Raw genomic sequence first — 18,622 nt, 5'->3', positions numbered from 1 at the left:
CGCGGTCTCGTTCAGAATTCAAAAAATTATTTCACTCCATTTGAGGTTTGCAATGAATCTTGTTTTTAAAGGAATTCAGTTCATCGGAAGGTTTTCGATCATTCATAGGATCGTAGGAGTCGCTGCGTGCGGTTTCGTGGTATTCGGTTTTGCCGTGCCGGATATGAGGTTTCATTCCGCGAAAAAAAACAAAACGGAATTTACGTTTTCCGAATTCGTTTCCACTCCCGCGGACCAAATTCCGAGATACATAAAGATCAAGGACGGAGTGGTTCCGGCAAACAACTACGTCATCTCCACTAAAAAGAACAGACTGCAGCACATCACGTATCCGGTCGCGACCGTAGATCAATCCGGTTCCAAAAAAGTGAAGGTGATCGTAAAGGACAGCGACGTGACTCAGGAAGAGCTCGACAACGGAACGTATTTTTCTTCGCCTACGTTTGCGATCGAAGGAAGATTCAACGATACTTCTTTGGATAGCGAATCCGAAAAAATTTATAAGGACATGGGTTATACCCTCGACGATCATCTTTACGTCATCGAAAGAGGCAGCGAACCTTTGGGATTTTTTCCGGCTCTCGCTGTCGCGGTCTTTTCTTCCCTTTTGGGACTTTTCATCGCGGGTTCTTTTATTCCGGAATCTCTTTGGAGAAAGTATTTTCCGTAAAATTTCCGACGTCTCGAAAGATCGGCAAAGCCTTGCAAACGGCTTTGAGTGAACGGGAGAATTTCGATTTCTGAAAAACGATTGAAGTGTGGACGCATTCGGATTTAAACTCTTTGAAAGAAGGTTATAATCCATGCAGTCGAAACTTTTCATTCTGTTTTTCGTTTTCGGAATTCTTTTCCCGATCGCGGGCGCGTTCGCAAAAGGGAGCTTTTACGATTTCAAAGTAAAAGATATTAAGGGAAACGACGTTTCTCTTTCCAAATACAAAGGTAAGGTCGTAATGGTGGTTAACGTGGCTTCCAAGTGCGGTTACACGTATCAATACGACAACCTCGAAAAAGTATATAAGAAATACAAGGACCAGGGATTCGTCGTAGTCGGTTTTCCGGCCAACAATTTCGGAAGTCAGGAACCGGGATCGAACCAAGAGATCGAAACGTTCTGCAGAATTCAAAAAGGCGCCAGCTTTGACATGATGTCCAAAATTTCCGTAAAAGGAAAAGACCAACATCCTTTGTATTTATATCTCGTCGAAAATTCTCCGACTCCGGGAGAAGTGGAATGGAACTTTGAAAAAATTCTCATCTCCAAAGACGGAAAGATAGAAGCTCGATACAGATCGGCGGTGGAACCGGACAGTTCCGCAGTGACTCAAAAGATCGAATCCTTGCTGAAATAACGGGGAACCTTTTTGAACGAAAGAATTCTTTTCCGGAGAGTCCGTTTGTCCGCAGTTGAGGCTTCTTTATGGAAAGCTCGGGTTCTGCCGTTGGTCGCATCCCTTTCAATTTTGTTCGGAAGTTTTGTTCCCGTTTTTTCCGAGACCGAACATCGCCCGGAAACAAATCCGTCGCCGACGGAAACGAAACCGACGCCGACAGAAAAAAAAGAAGACGATCCATCGAAAGCGGAGAAACGTTCGGAAGCGGACCCGGATGTATCATCCGAGGCGGCACAAACTCCCAAGCCCGTTTCCATCCTGAAGGGATTGACCAAGATGGCGGTCTCACCCGAAATGATTTTTGATTCATTCAAAAATTATGATGTTTTAATATTTGGCGAGGAGCACGACGACGTTTCCGGTCATAGGATCCGTCTGGATTGGTTTCAAAAAATCGCTTCGACCACGCAGGTGATTCTTTCCTTGGAAATGCTGGAACGGGATCAGCAAAAAACCTTGGACGAATATCTGAACGGTCAGATCGGCGAAAAAGCCTTTTTAAACGCGTTGAAACTTTGGCCGAATCATGTGCGAGACTATCATCCGTATCTTCAATTTGCTAAGGAGAATCGGATTCCGGTTCTTGCGTCCAACGTACCCCGAAAATACGTGAATCTGGTTTCTTCTTCCGGGATCGAAGCCTTGTTTCCGGTGCGTTCCGTATTTCTTCCTCCGAAATATCTGATCCGCAAGTTCGCTCAGGAAGGTTACGAAAACAAGATCCGAAAGATTCTGAGCGAGCATCCCGGAATGGGTTCGGATGAAAATCTGCAACGAAGATTTATCGACGCACAGTATCTCTGGGACGCGGGGATGACGGATTCGATCGCCAACGCACTCCTGACAAAGGGACGGAAGATCGTTCATATCAACGGGCGTTTTCACAGCGACGAAGGTTTCGGCGTTTCCAATCGGCTTCGGGAACTCGGGTTTCGGGTTCTCACGGTTTCGATGTTTCCCCAAAAGGAAGGGGACGAAGTTCCGACGGAGATTCTCAAGGGTTGCGATTACACCGTAATCACGGAAAGGAAAGAAAAAGGGAATTAAGTGCTTGTCCGGATTTGGAAAATCCTCCGACAATTAAGAGGATGATGGAGACCGGGATTCAGACTCTCAGAAGTTCTCGCTTTTTGTGTCCAACCTGCGGGACGACTTCTCGGTTGCCGGAGGGAGTTCCCACGGGTTCCGTCTTCCGGCTGACCTGCTATCAGTGCGGTCATAAAGCTTTGGTGAGAATGGAGGTTCCAAAACCTTCTCCTCCTCCGACGATTCCTCCCCGTGTCGAATCGATTGCGCCTACCAACGAAATTTTACCGCGTCCTCGTCCTGAACCATCGCAAGGTGTGGGAACTCCAACGCCTTCGGTTCCGCAGCGGCCTTTGCCATCGACGCCTCCGCAAAACCGAACTCCGGAACCGGCCGGGCCCGGTCTTTTCGAAAGAATTTCGGATTCTTTTTCTAAACTGCAAGTTTCGCTGAAAGAAAAAGTGTGGGAACTCACACAAAAATTCCAAAACAAACGACCCGATCGAAATCTCCGACCGGATTCTCTTTTTTCGTCGGAAGAACGACAAGCGGAACGGGATCGTTCCGATCAGGATCGCCCGCTTCTCAAACGAGAATCGATCACCTTCGAAGAAAAACCGTTCTTTGCCGTTCGCAGAGAAATTGAAAACGCAAACGAAGCAGAACAGCCTAGGATCAAAACTCTTGCGGAAAGATTGCGGGAGCAGGTTGCGGGCCGTCGACTCAAACTTCCGAACGTAGTTTTACTTTCCGCGGGCGCGGCGGTTTCTCTTTTACTCTTGGGATTGATTCTTTTCTGGGTGGGAGTGATCACAAGAGAAGCGGAACTCAAGGAGATGATCGCACTTTTTTACAATCACCAGCCTTCGGTGATCTACGATCGAGACGGGAAAAAAGTCTCCGAGATCTTCGCAAAAAAGACGAGCAATCTCGAATGGGACGCTTATCCCGAGAATCTGAAAAAGATCGTTCTTCTCGTCGAGGATCGCAAATTCTTCTCTCACAGCGGGATCAATTATTTTTCCGTATTGCGCGCGGTGTTCGTAAATATTACGAGTTTTCGTTTTAAACAGGGAGCTTCCACGATCACGCAGCAGCTCGCGAGAATTCTTCTCGACGACCGCGAAAAAAGTCTCGTCCGAAAAATCAAGGAAGCGCAGCTCGCGTTCGCACTCGAATATTCGTATGAGAAAAAGCAAATATTATTATATTATTTAAACAACGTATACCTCGGTCACGGAGCGTTCGGGTTCGCAAGCGCAGCCGAATTCTATTTTAAAAAGACGCCGGCGGAATTGACCACGGAAGAAATGATCGTGCTTGCTTCTCTCGCTTCCGCCCCGAATCGTTTTTCTCCTCTGAAAAATCCGGATCTTTCAAGACAAAGAGTCAACGCGATCATCCGTTCGTTTCAGGAAGACGAGATTCTCAAGGACAATCCGAAGACGAAACTCGACGAAATCTATTTGTCCTTTCACATGCGGTCCCCGGGCGAAACCGTTTTCGGAAACAGAAGAGACCATTCTCCATACGTGACCGAACACGTTCGTAAGTTTTTGAATTCCTTGTATCCCGATTCGAACATTTACGAAACGGGAGGTTTCTCGATTTATACTACGATCGCGGAACCGGTTCAGGCCGAACTTCCTAAAATCGTAAAGGCTTACGTGGACAACGTTCAAAAGAACGGATTGGTTCGTAAGACGAAACTCACGGACAATAAGAATTCCAGCGAGACCGCTGTGTTTCGCAGATACGTTCAGGATCTTTCGCCCGCGCTCGAACTCTTCATCGATACGGACTCGTTCAGCGGAGCGAACGAATCGGGGCTTCAAGTTGCGTTAGTCGCCGTTGATCCTGCAACCGGAGAAATTCTTCTGATGCACGGCGGTTCCGAGTTTAAAGCGGACAATCAGTTGGATCGAACGACCGCGATGAAGCGGCAAACCGGTTCTTCCATTAAACCGATTTTGTATTCCGCCGCGATCGAAACCGGACTTATCAACGCTTCTTCGAGAATTTTAGACGCGCCTCTGATTTACAGAAATCAAACCGGAAACTGGATGCCGGAAAACATCGGAAACCAATACGACGGGGATATCAGCGTTCGACAAGCCTTGGCAAAATCAAAGAATACCGCCGCAGTTCAGATCGCGGAAAAACTCGGCATCTCGAGAATTCAGGATTTCTTTCAGAAATATTTTTTCCCCGATTCGAAAGTGTTGCAATCCAGATTCAGAGGGGATCTTTCTCTTGCGTTGGGTTCTTTGGAAATTTCTCCGCTGGAAATGGCTCTTGCGTATTCCGCGTTCGCGAACGACGGAACGATCAAACGCCCTTATCTGATTCAAAAAATCACCGATCGTTTCGGCAAGGTCATCTACGAAAGAAAATCCACGGACGAGTTCGGATTAAAAGTCCCGGAAGAAAGGAAGGTATTGTCGTCGCAGGTCGCGGAGATCATGATCGATCTTCTTCATGGAAGCGCAAACTCAGCCGGAGTAAGAAACACGGGATATAAGGGAGAAGTCGCCGGTAAAACGGGAACGACGAACGACAATCGCGACAACTGGTTCGTGGGCGTGAAACCCGGTTTGTCGATGGCGATCTGGCTCGGGTACGACGATCCGAGTTACGGACTCGGCTCATCCGCGTTAGGCGGAACCGTGGCGGCACCTCTTTGGGGAACGATCGCGAAAATTTTCGAAGCCGCCGAGGATTCGGACGACGCAAAACGGAAATATCCGATTTCGGAACACGCGGTCACCGCGACCGTTTGCGAAGAATCCGGCCATCTTCCCGGACCTTCCTGCAAACACACCCGCAAGGAATTGTTCAAAAGCGGAACGGTCCCTTCCGAGGTTTGTCCGCTCAATCACGGATCGGACGCAAAACGGGAAGTCCTTCGCAATGTATTCTAAGTTATTTTACTTTATTACGATATTTTTAACCGTTTCTGCGGCCGTATATCCGGTTTCTTACGAAGACGCGTATGCGATGGAAAAGGAAGATCCTCTTTTTTCGATTCCTCTTTACGAAGAATTGCTCCGCACTTCTCAGAAAGCGGACATTCGAAAGACCGCGTCTTCCCGTCTGTTTTTTCTCTATGAGAAATACCGCAAATACATACCCGCGATTCTCATCATGAGCCGCTCGGGAAAAATCACGGATAAAAAGGGGAGATATCCTTCCATCGTTTCGGAGCTTGCGGGCGGTTTGAACGTAAGTCCTTCCGCGCTCGTATCGGTGATTTCCGCATGCAGCAGGCCGATCCCGAATCCCGATCCGTTCTTTCAGGAAACACCTCCTTCTTCGCCTAAGGAAGAATCCGAAGACACGAATGTCCCGTCGGTTTCTTCCGAAGTCGCTTCATCTCCGGCTCAAACGCAGGAGATGCCGTTTTTGTTTCGGATTCTTTCCAGAAAGGAAAACGCTTCTCTCTATAAGGCGTGTTATGCGGTGAAAATCAAAACGGGGGACTTCGACGGTTGGGAAAAGGTTCACGCCTTCGGCGAGATGAAGAACGTTCTCACGCCCGAAACTTCCTTGGCTTTGAGAATCAGCTACACGCTTCACTCGGGAAAAGGAAGCGCCTATAAACGGATTTATTCGGGTGGAAGACTCAAATCGTTAAGCGAAGAGGGCAAGTCCGATCTATTATATCTCTACGGAAAGTTTTTGCGGAACCTGGGAAAATACGATTCTTCCGCGCGGTATTTTTGGATGAGCGGTTCCTATGCGAGCAAGGAACGGAGCAGGATCGAAACCGCCAAAACTCTTTTGGTTTCCGGTCGGAAACAGGAAGCGTGTTCGTATCTTCAGAAAGGTTTCGTTCCCGGCGACGAATCCGAAGAACTCCTGTCCCGCGTTTGTCTGAAAAATTTCGAGAACAATCATCCGAGTCAGGATTTCTTAAAGGCTGTCCGAATTTTAAACAACGATACGCCCGATCCCGTGTTCGAATATTTTTTAGGAAGAAGCGGCGGTAATAAAACGGAAGAATCCGATCCCGAAGACGGAAACGAATCCGCTTCCACGTACGGAAAAATCCTGGATGAAAAATTATTCTCCGGTGAAAAGAATCCGACCCCGTTTTGGGATTACCGTAAAAAGGAAGGAACCCTTTCCTTATCGTCGACTCCTCAATTTCTCTGTAAGACCGGCCGCTCTATTCTATTTAAGAAAAATCTAATACAACCGCAGAACTGCGTTCCTTATTCCGAACTTTCGGCGGACGCGATCCTATCCGCGTCGTTGTTCACGGCGGATCAGGAAGAATGGAGTTTGCTTCTTGCCAATTCCGCTTACAATCCCGTATTAGGCCGCGCGGTGTTTACGGGAGACGGAACCGAAGAATCGATTCAAGTTTCCGGTTTGATCTATCGCCGATCTTTGAATCGTTTTTTTCTAGAAGGTTATTCCGCGGACGGAAAATACAAACTCTACTCGATCGATTGGAAAAATATGCAGATCAACGTCGCGGAAGGAAACTGAAGAATTCTCCGCTTCGAAAACGTTTTCAAAAGTTTTTTCTGAATCATTCCGGGCGCGCCCCTCGGATTTTTTTGCGAGTCGCGAAAGGATTGCAAAAAACTCGGGTCAGGCCGCTCCAGGCTCCGCTTCGCTCCGGTCGCTACGCGACCAAGCCTTGCGCGTCCTTCGCGCAGAACCTTCCGAATCCGATTCATGTTTTTTAGTTTTATAAGTAATCGTAGGATCTCCTACTTTAAAAGGACATAAAGCCGAATCGTTTTTTCGAAACTGTAGGATCTCATACAAAATCGGAGTAGAACAGACGATCCCCCAAAAAGAATTTTCTCCGAACGGAGACTTTGCCGTGAAATCCGGAGCCGTTGGAGTTCCTACATCTCTAAAAGTCCGGCATAGTTTTCTACCTTTTCAAAAGTAAGAGTTCCCACAGTTTTCATTTTACGATATAATCCTTCGAATGGAAGAATTCAGAATCGTTAAGTTGAAACATATCAAGAACGTTCATATCTTTTTTAAAAGCTTGGATCATTCGTTCTGCAACCATACGCATTTGCAGGATCATTTGATCGAACGAATGAGAACCGCGGATTCTCCGATCGGCACGATGGAAGCGGTGATCGAGTTTATGAGAGAAGGCGATGATATCTGCGGGCCGTGTCTGAGCGCGTTGCATTCGGATAAGAGGGAAGGAGTAGCGGTTTAAGGGGGATTCGCCTCCCCTTCGCTCGGGACTCCTGCCTCACTCGCGTAGGCTCGTCGCAATGCTGCTCGACTTCCTGTCTCGCATCGCTTCCTAAATTCAGTAAGTTGCTCCTTACGGGTCGCAACTTTGGATTTGCCTCTACGCAGTCTCGCATCCATGCTCGACTTGGCTCCGAGGCATCTTTCTCGTGGCTCATCCGTCCTGGATTCGCATCGCGTTTGCGACGTTCCCTATGGGTCACTGCAAACTCTCTCACTCGAAAGCTTCGAATCCTGACGAATGACCCGTAGGGAATGAGTCACTCTTATTCTTAACGATTCAGTCGCAATAGAACGTTGTTGGATTGAAAATAAAAAGAAATGAAATTGGGCAGGGAAGGATTCGCCGTTACGCAATCTCGCATCCATGCTCGATTGGACTCCACGGCGTCTTTCTCGTGCCTCGTCCATCCATGGACTCGGTTCGCGTTTGCGACGTTCCCTATGGGTCACTTGCAAACGCTTTCACTCGCAAGCTTCGAATCCTGACGAATGACCCGTAGGGAATGAGTCACTCTTATTCTTAACGATTCAGTCGCAATAGAACGTTGTTGGATTGAAAATAAAAAGAAATGAAATTGGGCAGGGAAGGATTCGCCGTTACGCAATCTCGCATCCATGCTCGATTGGACTCCACGGCGTCTTTCTCGTGCCTCGTCCATCCATGGACTCGGTTCGCGTTTGCGACGTTCCCTATGGGTCACTTGCAAACGCTTTCACTCGAAAGCTTCGAATCCTTCGATTCGTTTTTGTTTATCGGATTTTATTGTAAAAGAAGAGGAAATGAAATTGGGCAGGGAAGGATTCGAACCTTCGAAGACATAGTCAGCAGATTTACAGTCTGCCCTCGTTGGCCACTTGAGTACCTACCCGAAGAGAAACAGCTGCCTATAGGAATCGAACCCACAACCGTCTGATTACAAATCAGATGCTCTACCAATTGAGCTAAGGCAGCAATTTACTATGGAACCAGTATTTCGAGCTGATTTCCTCGGTCAAATAAAAAATCCCCTTAGGGCATTCGCCGGTTTTTGCGAACTCGTTTTTCAGTTTCTCCGAATTCTTCCCGAAAAATTTGTATCGATGAACGGGCTATGACCGAAAATGGAAGAGATGATTCTAACCCTGATTAACATTGGAATGACTCTTTCGGTTCTCTGTTTTTACACCGGTTATTATTTTCGCTTTAGAAAGAATCTTCTGCACCGGATTTTCAATCTTGCGGGAGCGTCCTTCAACTTAACGACGGCAATTTCCCTTCTCTATGTAAAATATTTGGGAGGAGGTTTGGAGAACGCCGGAATTTTACCCGCGGTCGATCGATGGATCATCGACACACATCGCGCGTTCGCGATTCTCACCTTGGTTTTGATGCTTCTGATGGTCTGGTCGGGAATAACTCGAAAAAAAGAATTCCACAGAAAGCTACACTATATTTTTCTTCCTCTATACACTGTCATTTTCCTTTCCGGGCTGGTTCTGTTTCGTTCCGCGAACTGACCTTCTTTCGGCACCTCGTTTCGAGGTTGGAAATCAGCATCTCATTCGCTTAGGAAGAATATGAACGATATCAAAGAACTCAAGAGTTTTGCTAACGAACTCAGAAAGAGCGTGATCCGAATGGTGACCGCAGCGAATTCCGGTCACCCGGGCGGACCTTTGGGTCTCGCGGATATCTACGCGGTTTTATATAAGAAAATTCTAAACCACAAACCGTCCAATCCGGATTGGGAAGAACGGGATCGTCTGATTCTTTCCAACGGTCACGTGTGTGCGATCCGTTATGCGGCCATGGCTCACTCCGGTTATTTTCCGGTCGAAGAACTCCTGACGTTCCGCAAACTCGGAAGCAAACTGCAAGGTCACCCTTCCACGCGCTATATGAACGGAATCGAAAGCGCTTCCGGTTCTTTGGGACAAGGGCTTTCCGTTTCCGTCGGTCTTGCACTCGGCGCGAGACTGAAAAAACAGAATCATAGAATCTACACTTGTATCTCCGACGGAGAATGCGGGGAAGGTATGACTTGGGAAGCGGCTCAATCCGCGGCGCATTATAAACTCGATAATCTGATCGCGTTTATGGACAAGAACGGAATTCAAATCGACGGTTTTACGAAAGACGTTATGAACCTCGAGCCTCTCAACGAGAAATTTCTTGCCTTCGGTTGGAACGTGTTGGAAGCGGACGGTCACAATATCGAACAGATCATCTCCGCATTCGAGAAGGCGCAGCAACACAAAGGTTCTCCTACGATCATTCTGTTCAATACCGTATTGGGTAAGGGTGTTTCTTTTATGGAGAATAACCCGGGCTGGCACGGAACTCCTCCAAAACCGGAAGAGGAAAAGAAAGCTCTCGAAGAATTATCCGCTCTTACCGTTTAAAAAATCTCTCCCCGCCGTCTTAGCGGGGAGCGTTTCCTTTTTTCGCAATTTTTTTCCAAACTCTTTCATTCGATTTTTTAGTTCTTCGGTCGTACGCCGTAAGACATAGTAATTTACAATTCTCGCTAAGCGCTTCGGTTCTGTCTCTTTCGCGAAAAGGTTTTATAATTCTCATTTCATTTTTTCCGATGACAAATTTCATTCTGAATTGACTCATTTTGTTTTTCGTAAAAAGATAATGTTTATGCCCTCATCCGATTCCTATCATGATTCTCTCTCTTTCCCTCCCGATAAGCTGGAAGAAAAATTCTATCAGCTTGAGTTTGCGGGAAGCGATGAAAAAATCCAAGTGATTCGGGAAATCGCGGACATGGTTCCGTGGCAATTTAAGATCAGCGAGTTCGTGGAAGAGTTTAAAGACCCCACGCTCCGCGTTTTTGCACGTTCTATCTCTTCCGTAGTTCATCTCGAGCGCATCAATTCACGTTATGCGATCCTTGCGAGCAAGGGACATGTGAATGATTATTCCGATTTGGAAGAGGCCGTCTTTCTTCTTTCGAGCGTCGGCGATCCGGACGCGTCCTATTACGAATTCAAAATCTATTTGGATCAACTCGCTCTCCGCGTCGAGGAACTCTGCGATCTCAATCCGGAATACGTTTCGGAAGAATTGAAGGTTCACTTTTTGACGAGAGTTCTTTCTTCGGAGGAGAATTTTCAGGGAAACAACGATCAGTACGACGATCCGAACAATTCTTTCGTTACCCGCATCGTTCGTACGCGCAAAGGAATTCCGATTTCCCTTTCGGCGATCTATTTACTCGTAGCCCGCAGGCTTTCCCTTCCGTTGTACGGGGTGAACATGCCTTTGCACTTCCTTCTTCATTTCGATTCTCCCGATTACGAAACCTTCATCGATCCGTTTCACGGAGGGGTTCTTTTGGACAAGTCCACTTGCATCCGTTTTTTGGAGGCGAACAGTTTTACTCCGAGTGAAAGATATTTCACGAGAGCCAGCACCCTTTCCATCATCAAACGGATGTACCGTAATTTGATCCACATATACCGTAAGGAACAGTTCCGGGATATGGAGGATATTCTCGCGCGTCAGCTGTTGATTCTCGAAAACAAACTCAAAGCCTGAACTACCCGGAAGGTTCTTGCTTGAGCCTGTACCGTTATTTTGAATACTGGCCCCACGGGAAGGGGTAGTGAAAGCGTCCGTATTCAAAGATTCTCTGGTTCGAAAATTCGACAAAAAACTCGAAGCGATCATTCGGGAAGATCTCAAAATTTTGGCCGAGATCAAATCCTATACGATCAAATCCGGGGGAAAACGGATTCGCCCGATTCTTCATTACTGCCTTTGTCAACTTTTAGGTTATCCCGGCAAACATTGGCTGGACGTCGGCGCCATCGCCGAGTTGATCCATGCCGCGAGTCTTTTGCACGACGACGTCGTGGACGAGGCTGAAACGAGAAGGGGACTTCAGAGCGTCGGGTCCAAGTTCGGAAACAAGACCGCGATCCTCGCCGGAGATTATCTTCTCGCGTGCGGAATCGATCATCTGAACGGTCTCGGTTATCCCGAGCTGATGGACATCTTCACGCAGGTCATCAAGGATCTTTCCGTTTCCGAACTCATCCAGATGGAATGGGAAAAAAATCCCAAAATCACTTTAGAAATTTATAATAGAGTCGTTTACGGTAAAACCGCTTCCTTGTTCGGCGCGGTCAGCGCTTCCGCGGGCGTTCTTTCCGAAAAGAACGAAAAGGAAAAGAAGAAGCTTCGGCAATTCGGAATCGATCTCGGTTCCTTCTTTCAGAAAAAAGACGACGCGATCGATTATTTCACTCCCGCGAGTAAAAGCGGCAAGGTTCCTCTCAAGGATTTTTACAACGGTTTGTATACGTATCCGATTCTTCTTTTATTGGAAAAGGCGGATAAGAACGACAAAAAGCTGATTCATTCCCTCTTTGCAAAAGAGGAACGTTCGCAAGGGGACGGAGTCGTGATTTTGAGTCTTCTTTCCCGCTATCAAATCCGAGAGCAGATGGACGCCGAGTTTCAAGCCATCGCAGACAACTTAATGAAATTCTTAAATAGTTTCGAGGAATCCTCCATCCGCAATCTTTTGAAGGAACAGATTCTAAAACTCCTTGAGGAATAGAATAAGTTTGCATTTCGTTCGAGCTTGACGATTCTTGTTCTCTCAATAGGAGAAAGAAGATGTCCGCTCAACTGTATCCGACCCCCGATCCGAATCTGGATCTCGTTCTTGAAAGAATCATCGACGTTCCGCGCGAACTAGTTTGGGCCGCTTGGACCCAACCGAAACATCTCGTCCATTGGTTCACTCCCCATCCTTGGAAAACGATCGACTGCGAAATCGATCTAAGACCCGGAGGAATTTTCCGTTCTACGATGCAATCTCCGGAAGGAGAGAACTTTCCTAATCTCGGTTGTATCCTCGAAGTCATCGAACATCAGAAATTTTCTTGGACCGATGCGCTTCAACCGGGCTTTCGTCCGTCGCCCGATCCGGCGCATCCTTTCGGATTTTTTACGGCGATTCTGACCTTGGAGCCGCACGGAAACGGCGGAACAAAATACAGAGCGACCGCGATTCACGGCAACGTAGTCAACCGCAAGAAGCACGAAGAGATGGGATTTCACGAAGGTTGGGGAACCGTTTTGAATCAGCTCGTAGAGTATATTAAGAAAACGAAATTTTAAAAGACCGCGTTATCGGATTGATTTCCGTTTTCGTTGCAAAAACGTAGAAGTGAATTTTAGCCGATCTCTTAAGATCGGCTTTTCGGTAAAAGGGAAAGGTGGGCTGCAACCTGCAGGCACGCGGCGACGATTCGGATTACTGAGTAGTAGTCGCGCCGCCGCTCGGAATCACGTTCTTCGCGTTACAATGAATGCTTCCCGTAATCGTTACGGACGATCCGGAAGCGGAAGCCGTGGAAACACAGGTTTGGTTATCCTGGGTAAAACACTGTTGCGTGGTCGTTACGGAAGTACAATTCACGTTGTCCGAAGTGTAACACTGATTGAGAATTCCAGTGCTGGTGGAACTGCTGAGAAGTTTTCCGGTCAGGGAAATATCGATCTCCATGTATTGAAGCGTTTGTTGTTGAGCCGCGCCGCTGCTGCTCGCATAAACTGGAATTCCGGAAGATCCCCATTCCACCTTACCTACGTTACCCGTAACCGTTTTCGCGAAAGCCCCGCCGGAATAACTGAAACCCTGTTGCGGATCGACGGATCCTTGATACTGAGCCGAATCGAATTGAAACCGGAGAACAAGGGATTCTCCGGTAGTTTTCATAATCAACTGACTTGTGACCGTATAACGGGTGTTACTTGTACCGCTGGTTCCCGTGGTCCCTGTCGTTCCCGTAGTACCGGTGGTTCCCGTGGAAGTGGTTCCGGGGACGGCGACTCCGCAAGAGGAGATTTTATCGGGATCTACTTCTCCGTTGATGAAAATTACGTTTCCGTCTGCGAGCAAAACCTTGAGGTCGACATTATTTGAATCTTTCGAATTGGCGCAGCTGAAGAGAACCATCGAAGCAAGGACGGATGTAAAGAATAAGGAATAAGAACGTTTCATGGTTTGCCTTTAGAATTCATACTGATCGAAAAGCGGATCGAGGTCAAGGATGAAATCGAAACGCCGCTTTCTGGTTTCGACCTCTTTCCTAAAAGATCGTTCCCCGAACCTCGAATTCTGAAACAAAATTTGAAAGAATGGTTTGACAGTTCGGAAAAATGGAATGAACTCCCCCGGCGATGAAAATCGGCTCTCCTTCAGAAGAATATAAACCCGGAATTCTCGAGCGATGGGGAATCGGGATTTTGAACGATCTCGCGAAAAGAGACAAAAGATCCTTGGGAAGTTGGGATTCCCAGGAATTCGGATCGGGCTCCAAGAGGATCATCCGATGGACGGTGTTCTGGTCGCTTCAGACCGGATTTTGGACGACGTTCGTGATCATTCTCGTCGAGAAATTCTTCCCCGAAAATCCCGAACTTTGGTCCTCCGTCTTTCTGGAAAAATGGACTTGGACGGGGCTCGCGCTTTTGCTCGGAACCGTTTTGGAATTTTATCTTCTCTATCGGATCGGACTTGCCTCCGTATATCAGATGACGCGGCTCGCGGGTTTGGATCTTCAAGAAGATCCGGATTTGATCACGGGAGTCACCAACCTTCTTTCGAGGCTCGCTTTGGAAATTCCCGATCCCGATCTGAAACTTTTGGGAATCGATCCGTATCGGCTCACCAACAAACAAAGTCTTTTTCTCACCACCCTTCTTTACAAAGCCAAAGTGTTTCTTTCCAATCTCGTCGCTAAGATCATCATTCGGAAAATTCTCGCGCGAAATTCCTTTCGAGTTTACGCGGATTTCGTCGCCGCTCCGATTACGGCGCTTTGGGACGCGATCGTACTTTATATTATTCTAAAGGAGTTGAGAACGCGCCTTTTGACTCGGATTATTTCCAAGGAGCTCGTCGAGGAGATTCTTTCAAGAAAGGACAAACTCAGCAAGGAAGCGATGATCGGTTGTATGACCGCGATCGGAAACTCGGTCGTGTTCACGCAGAGGTTTCATCCGAATCTCGAATACATTCTGATCAAACTTCACAAGGCGTTTCAGATAGAGGATTATCATTTTCGTTTGGATGAATGGGAATCCTTCGAAAAAATCCTGAACGGTTTGGATCAAACGGAGAAGGATTTCTGTTTAAAAATTCTGAGTATTACCTGCTGCTTTGACGGTAAGATTTCCTCCTTTGAGAGAAAACATCTTCCTCTCGTTTTCGGCAAGGACGCCGAGGAACGTTTGATTTGGGTGCAAAAATTGGCGGACGCGATCAACGACGGTGATTTGGAAAGTGCGAGAACTCTCGCAAGGCTCGATTGAGAAGATTAGAAAATGGAACCCGTCGTTGGGAATTTGGTTTACAGCCTGTCTAATGATCCTCTAATATTTTTTTTTCGATCTTCTCTTCCGCCGATCGAGGCGAATTTCGTTTCGAAAACGATTGTTTGAATGAGGTAAGAATGCTCGTTGTCATTCAGTGGCTTGAATCCATTTTCGAATCGATTCCGCTTCCGATTCTTGAAATCTGGGGGCGCACCGGATTCTTATTAGGATTCGTTTTTATGATTTCCGCCTTCTCCGGAGTGAGCGTAAGGTTCGGAGAAGGCTGGACCTTAAAACGAGAAAGACAATCCTGGAACACGCAGGCTCTGTTGAGCATTCCTTTCACCTTCGTTTTAATTTTCATTACCGGCTATTTAGGCTCCTTTATCGTTTTGGTTCCCGGGGCGCAGACGTTCGAATCCCTCAAAGATCTTTCCGTTTTTCTTTGCGTGTTGTTGTTCGGTTATCCGGCGCTGATCGCGGTTCCGTTCGCCTACGGTCTTTCCGATCTGATCGAAGGAGTTCCTCCTCATTTTCTTTTCGATTGGCTGGTGGGATACTTTATCAATCCTGCATGTTTTTGGATCGCGTATCGATTGATCGGCAGGAATCCCGATTTTACGAGATGGAAAACCTGGCTTCGTTATCTTCTTTTCGTCGCCGTCTTTATGGTCGTCGAACCGCAGTTATGGGGTTATATCTGTTCCAAACAATTCTCCCCATCGATCTCCTATCGGAACATCACGCCGGCGTTGTTCTTCACCACTTCGATCACTTGGGTCATCGCTCCGTTCGCGATGATGATCGCTCTTCCTTTGGCCCGCAAATACGGAATGTTTTGGGCGGAGATTCCCGGTCATGTCCGCGAATCCGATTTCAACTTTAAAACGTTCCGCTGGGAAAGAAAGGAAAGCCGATTTACGGACGAGACGACCGCAATCGAAGGTTTGCCGATTCGTATGCTTCTCGTCGCTCCGTTTATTCTTTTGGTATTGGTGATGGTCGGTGCGACCGCGTATTTGAATCTCAAAAGTTCCGAGATGGCCGCGGATAAACTTGCGGGAAGGCTGCATCAGGAAATTTCGGAAAACATCAATCTTCAGTTGGATCAGTTTCTCGAAAAAAAAAATCAGGAGAATGAGGTCGTTCGTCTGAGCGGAATCAACGACCTTTTGAAAACGACGAACGTAGCCGCCCATGGAAGAGCGATCATCGTGGATCGTTTCGGACAAGTGATCGGTTCCTCTAAGTCGTATCGAAAGCAGGCGATCACTCCGAGTTTGGACGATGATCCCGTGATTCGAAACGCGATTCAGAAACTGCGGAATCAATTAGGAAATTTGAATGAACTTCACAAGCCGGTTCAGTTTCAGTTCGACGTCGTGACGGCGAAACCCTTGGCGTTGGAAACGTGGATGACGCAGGCGACTCCGTACGAGGACAACAGCGGAAATCTGAATTGGATTCTGATCACCGCGATTCCTTCGGCTTATTATCTGGAAGGGGTTCGGATCGGGAGCAGTCAATCGGCGATGGTGTTCGCGGTGGCGTTGACTTCTTCGCTTTTGATCGCGGCGTTTTTAGCCGGATTCGTCACCGCTCCCATACGGAGAATTTCCAACGCCAGCCGTGCGATGGCAAGGGGAGATTTTGCACAACGAGTCCCCGCGAGCCGCTTGGAGGAATTAGGATCTCTTTCGGTAACCTTCAATCACATGGCCGAACAATTGCAGGAATCATTTCGAAGAACCAAGGCGAGCGAGGAACAGTTCCGCGATCTTGTGGACACGACGCCCGGAATCGTGTGGGAAGCGGACGCCGCCACGTTTACGTTCACGTTCGTGAGTCAGCAAGTCGTGGATATGCTCGGATATCAAACCGAGGAATGGAAACAGCCCGGATTTTGGGCGGAACATCTTCATCCGGACGATCGGGAATGGGCCGTTGAATTCTGCATCAGTTGTACGGGAAGAATGGAAGCCCACGATTTCGAATACAGATTTATGAAGAAGGACGGAAGCGTCGTTTGGCTTCGGGACATCGTGAAGGTGATCGTAAAGAACGATCAACCTAAGTGGCTTCGGGGCGTGATGGTGGACGTCACCGAAAAAAAACAGATCGAAGAAAAACTCGTCGAGCGGAATCAGTTCATCGAATCGATCCTAGACATCACTCCGGATATATTATATATTTATGATATAGAAGAAAAGAAGAACGTATACAGCAATAACGGGATCGAAGTCGTCCTCGGATATACGGTCGCGGAAATACAGTCGATGGGCGACAAACTTCTTCCCACCTTGATGCCTGCGGAGGATTTTCAGAGATACGTAACGGAGATCCTTCCCCGCTACCAAAAGGCGAGCGACAAAGATATTATAGAACATGAATATAGAATGCTTCACAGCGACGGAAAACTTCGCTGGCTCGTGTCGCGCGAACTGATCTATCAAAGAAACCGGAACGGAGGTCCGAAACAGATCTTCGGCATCATCTATGATATTACGAAGAGCAAGGAAGCGGAAGAGACGATTCTCGATCTGAACGCGAATCTGGAACGTAAGATCGATCTTAGAACGAAAGAACTCCGCAAATCCAACGCGGATCTTCGGGACGCCGTTGAAAATCTGAAACGGATCATGAAGGAATTGAAAGGCGCTCAGGATCAGCTTTTGCTTTCCGAAAAACTCGCGGCGATCGGTCAGCTTGCGGCGGGAATGACGCACGAACTCAACACACCGCTCGGAGCGATCACTTCTTCCAACCGCGCTATTTTGGAAATTCTGCGAAAGGATTTAAAGGAGGTTCCGCAGATTCTCGCGGCATTGAACAAAACGGAATCGGAGAGTTTCAATTTCCTCTTGGAGGAAAGTCTCAAAGACGCGATTCAATCCGAAGTTATCCCCGATCGAAGTTTGAAGAAACAATTCAATCAGATGTTTAAGAACGCGGGATTCAAGGATTACGAAGACGTAACCTCTACCGTTCTCGACATCGGTGTGTATCGATTGGGCGAAAGATTGGTCGAACTTCTGCAATCCGAAAAAAGGACGAGCATCTTAGCCGCCGTCGGTTCTCTGTCGACGATCGTTCGATTGAGTAACGTTATATCCGTGGCGAGCGGAAAAGCGTCGCACGTGGTCGAAGCTCTGAAAAATTATTTGAATCCGGGCGGAAGCGATAAGGAAGAGGATATCTTTCCCGTAGATATAAAGTCGGAAATCGAAACGATTCTTACCCTATATCATACAAAGATCAAGTACGGTGTGGAGATCGTGAAGGATTATCGTTCGAACGGACTTTGTCTCGGAAACGGCAACAAGTTGAATCAGGTTTGGATCAATCTCTTAAATAATGGTTTGCAATCCATGAATTACCAAGGGAAGATTGAAATCTGCCTCGAAGAACAAGATTCATGGGTTATAACTTCCTTTACCGATTCGGGAGCCGGAATTCCGGACGAAGTTAAGGACAAGATCTTCGAACCGTTTTTCACCACGAAAAAACAGGGGGAGGGGATCGGATTAGGGTTGGATATCTGTAAAAAGATCATAGAGAAGATGGGCGGTAAAATAGAGTTTGAGAGCGTTCCTGGAAGAACGAAGTTCAGCGTATGGTTGAAGACTGCGCGATAGGAAAATGGAGA

At 47.4% G+C, this 18,622-nt stretch carries 13 protein-coding genes, 2 tRNA genes and 1 pseudogene; 13 read left to right on the top strand and 3 right to left on the bottom strand.

Going from position 1 to position 18,622, the window contains the following annotated elements:
• The first annotated feature begins 52 nt into the window (after positions 1-52).
• From DLM76_RS19730 to DLM76_RS19700, 6 genes and pseudogenes are all read left to right on the top strand, one after another.
• Positions 53-670, top strand: a complete 618-nt coding sequence (locus DLM76_RS19730; RefSeq protein WP_118957538.1) for a hypothetical protein — start codon at positions 53-55, stop codon at positions 668-670.
• A 133-nt stretch (positions 671-803) separates the two neighbouring features.
• Positions 804-1,352: a glutathione peroxidase gene (locus tag DLM76_RS19725; RefSeq protein ID WP_118957537.1), complete on the top strand. Its 549-nt coding sequence runs from the start codon at positions 804-806 to the stop codon at positions 1,350-1,352.
• A gap of 45 nt (positions 1,353-1,397) precedes the next feature.
• Positions 1,398-2,441, top strand: a complete 1,044-nt coding sequence (locus tag DLM76_RS19720) for a ChaN family lipoprotein (protein ID WP_241548316.1) — start codon at positions 1,398-1,400, stop codon at positions 2,439-2,441.
• 560 nt (positions 2,442-3,001) lie between these two features.
• A pseudogene (locus DLM76_RS19715) lies at positions 3,002-5,341 on the top strand (transglycosylase domain-containing protein); the annotation flags it as partial.
• The gene (locus DLM76_RS19710; RefSeq protein ID WP_118966300.1) at positions 5,331-6,914 is read left to right on the top strand and encodes a hypothetical protein; all 1,584 of its coding nucleotides are present in this window, start codon (positions 5,331-5,333) and stop codon (positions 6,912-6,914) included. The pseudogene DLM76_RS19715 and the gene DLM76_RS19710, both read left to right, overlap by 11 nt.
• A 454-nt stretch (positions 6,915-7,368) precedes the next feature.
• The gene (locus DLM76_RS19700; RefSeq protein WP_118957532.1) at positions 7,369-7,614 is read left to right on the top strand and encodes a hypothetical protein; all 246 of its coding nucleotides are present in this window, start codon (positions 7,369-7,371) and stop codon (positions 7,612-7,614) included.
• A gap of 828 nt (positions 7,615-8,442) precedes the next feature.
• On the opposite strand, the gene DLM76_RS19690 is transcribed toward DLM76_RS19700, so the two are convergent.
• Positions 8,443-8,524 (bottom strand) — tRNA-Tyr (locus DLM76_RS19690).
• A 10-nt stretch (positions 8,525-8,534) separates the two neighbouring features.
• Positions 8,535-8,607, bottom strand: a tRNA-Thr gene (locus tag DLM76_RS19685).
• A 158-nt stretch (positions 8,608-8,765) separates the two neighbouring features.
• Between DLM76_RS19685 and DLM76_RS19680 the strand changes: the two genes are divergently transcribed.
• From DLM76_RS19680 to DLM76_RS19655, 5 genes are all read left to right on the top strand, one after another.
• Positions 8,766-9,152, top strand: coding sequence for a hypothetical protein (locus tag DLM76_RS19680; RefSeq protein WP_118957586.1), 387 nt, complete (start codon positions 8,766-8,768; stop codon positions 9,150-9,152).
• A gap of 60 nt (positions 9,153-9,212) precedes the next feature.
• Complete coding sequence (locus tag DLM76_RS19675; RefSeq protein WP_118957529.1) at positions 9,213-10,037, top strand: transketolase; 825 nt, start codon at positions 9,213-9,215, stop codon at positions 10,035-10,037.
• A gap of 208 nt (positions 10,038-10,245) precedes the next feature.
• Positions 10,246-11,181, top strand: coding sequence for a transglutaminase-like domain-containing protein (locus DLM76_RS19665; RefSeq protein WP_118966298.1), 936 nt, complete (start codon positions 10,246-10,248; stop codon positions 11,179-11,181).
• Between the two features lie 67 nt (positions 11,182-11,248).
• Complete coding sequence (locus DLM76_RS19660; RefSeq protein ID WP_118957526.1) at positions 11,249-12,208, top strand: polyprenyl synthetase family protein; 960 nt, start codon at positions 11,249-11,251, stop codon at positions 12,206-12,208.
• Positions 12,209-12,267: 59 nt separating this feature from the next.
• Positions 12,268-12,774: an SRPBCC family protein gene (locus tag DLM76_RS19655; RefSeq protein WP_118966297.1), complete on the top strand. Its 507-nt coding sequence runs from the start codon at positions 12,268-12,270 to the stop codon at positions 12,772-12,774.
• Positions 12,775-12,910: 136 nt separating this feature from the next.
• Here DLM76_RS19655 and DLM76_RS21495 read toward each other — a convergent pair whose 3' ends face one another.
• The gene (locus DLM76_RS21495; RefSeq protein ID WP_135582086.1) at positions 12,911-13,660 is read right to left on the bottom strand and encodes an LIC10920 family plasminogen-binding lipoprotein; all 750 of its coding nucleotides are present in this window, start codon (positions 13,658-13,660) and stop codon (positions 12,911-12,913) included.
• 179 nt (positions 13,661-13,839) lie between these two features.
• On the opposite strand from DLM76_RS21495, the gene DLM76_RS19635 reads away from it, so the two are divergent.
• Positions 13,840-14,973, top strand: a complete 1,134-nt coding sequence (locus tag DLM76_RS19635; protein WP_118957522.1) for an LBF_2804 family protein — start codon at positions 13,840-13,842, stop codon at positions 14,971-14,973.
• A 140-nt stretch (positions 14,974-15,113) separates the two neighbouring features.
• Positions 15,114-18,611 (top strand): PAS domain-containing protein, encoded by a 3,498-nt coding sequence (locus tag DLM76_RS19630; protein WP_118966296.1) that lies wholly within the window; start codon positions 15,114-15,116, stop codon positions 18,609-18,611.
• Positions 18,612-18,622 lie beyond the last annotated feature (11 nt).

This window comes from Leptospira yasudae, assembly GCF_003545925.1.
GTDB lineage: Bacteria > Spirochaetota > Leptospiria > Leptospirales > Leptospiraceae > Leptospira > Leptospira yasudae.
The sequence above is the reverse complement of the archived record's forward strand: the minus strand, read 5'-3'. Positions and strand labels throughout refer to the sequence as shown.

What these genes read in the sequence shown, in the direction of transcription:
- DLM76_RS19710 (WP_118966300.1), top strand. Translation starts at nt 5,331, where the DNA reads ATGTATTCTAAGTTATTTTACTTTATTACGATATTTTTAACCGTTTCT.
- DLM76_RS19675 (WP_118957529.1), top strand. Translation starts at nt 9,213, where the DNA reads ATGAACGATATCAAAGAACTCAAGAGTTTTGCTAACGAACTCAGAAAG.
- DLM76_RS19680 (WP_118957586.1), top strand. Translation starts at nt 8,766, where the DNA reads ATGATTCTAACCCTGATTAACATTGGAATGACTCTTTCGGTTCTCTGT.
- DLM76_RS21495 (WP_135582086.1), bottom strand. Translation starts at nt 13,660, where the DNA reads ATGAAACGTTCTTATTCCTTATTCTTTACATCCGTCCTTGCTTCGATG.
- DLM76_RS19725 (WP_118957537.1), top strand. Translation starts at nt 804, where the DNA reads ATGCAGTCGAAACTTTTCATTCTGTTTTTCGTTTTCGGAATTCTTTTC.
- DLM76_RS19655 (WP_118966297.1), top strand. Translation starts at nt 12,268, where the DNA reads ATGTCCGCTCAACTGTATCCGACCCCCGATCCGAATCTGGATCTCGTT.
- DLM76_RS19635 (WP_118957522.1), top strand. Translation starts at nt 13,840, where the DNA reads ATGAAAATCGGCTCTCCTTCAGAAGAATATAAACCCGGAATTCTCGAG.
- DLM76_RS19630 (WP_118966296.1), top strand. Translation starts at nt 15,114, where the DNA reads ATGCTCGTTGTCATTCAGTGGCTTGAATCCATTTTCGAATCGATTCCG.
- DLM76_RS19730 (WP_118957538.1), top strand. Translation starts at nt 53, where the DNA reads ATGAATCTTGTTTTTAAAGGAATTCAGTTCATCGGAAGGTTTTCGATC.
- DLM76_RS19700 (WP_118957532.1), top strand. Translation starts at nt 7,369, where the DNA reads ATGGAAGAATTCAGAATCGTTAAGTTGAAACATATCAAGAACGTTCAT.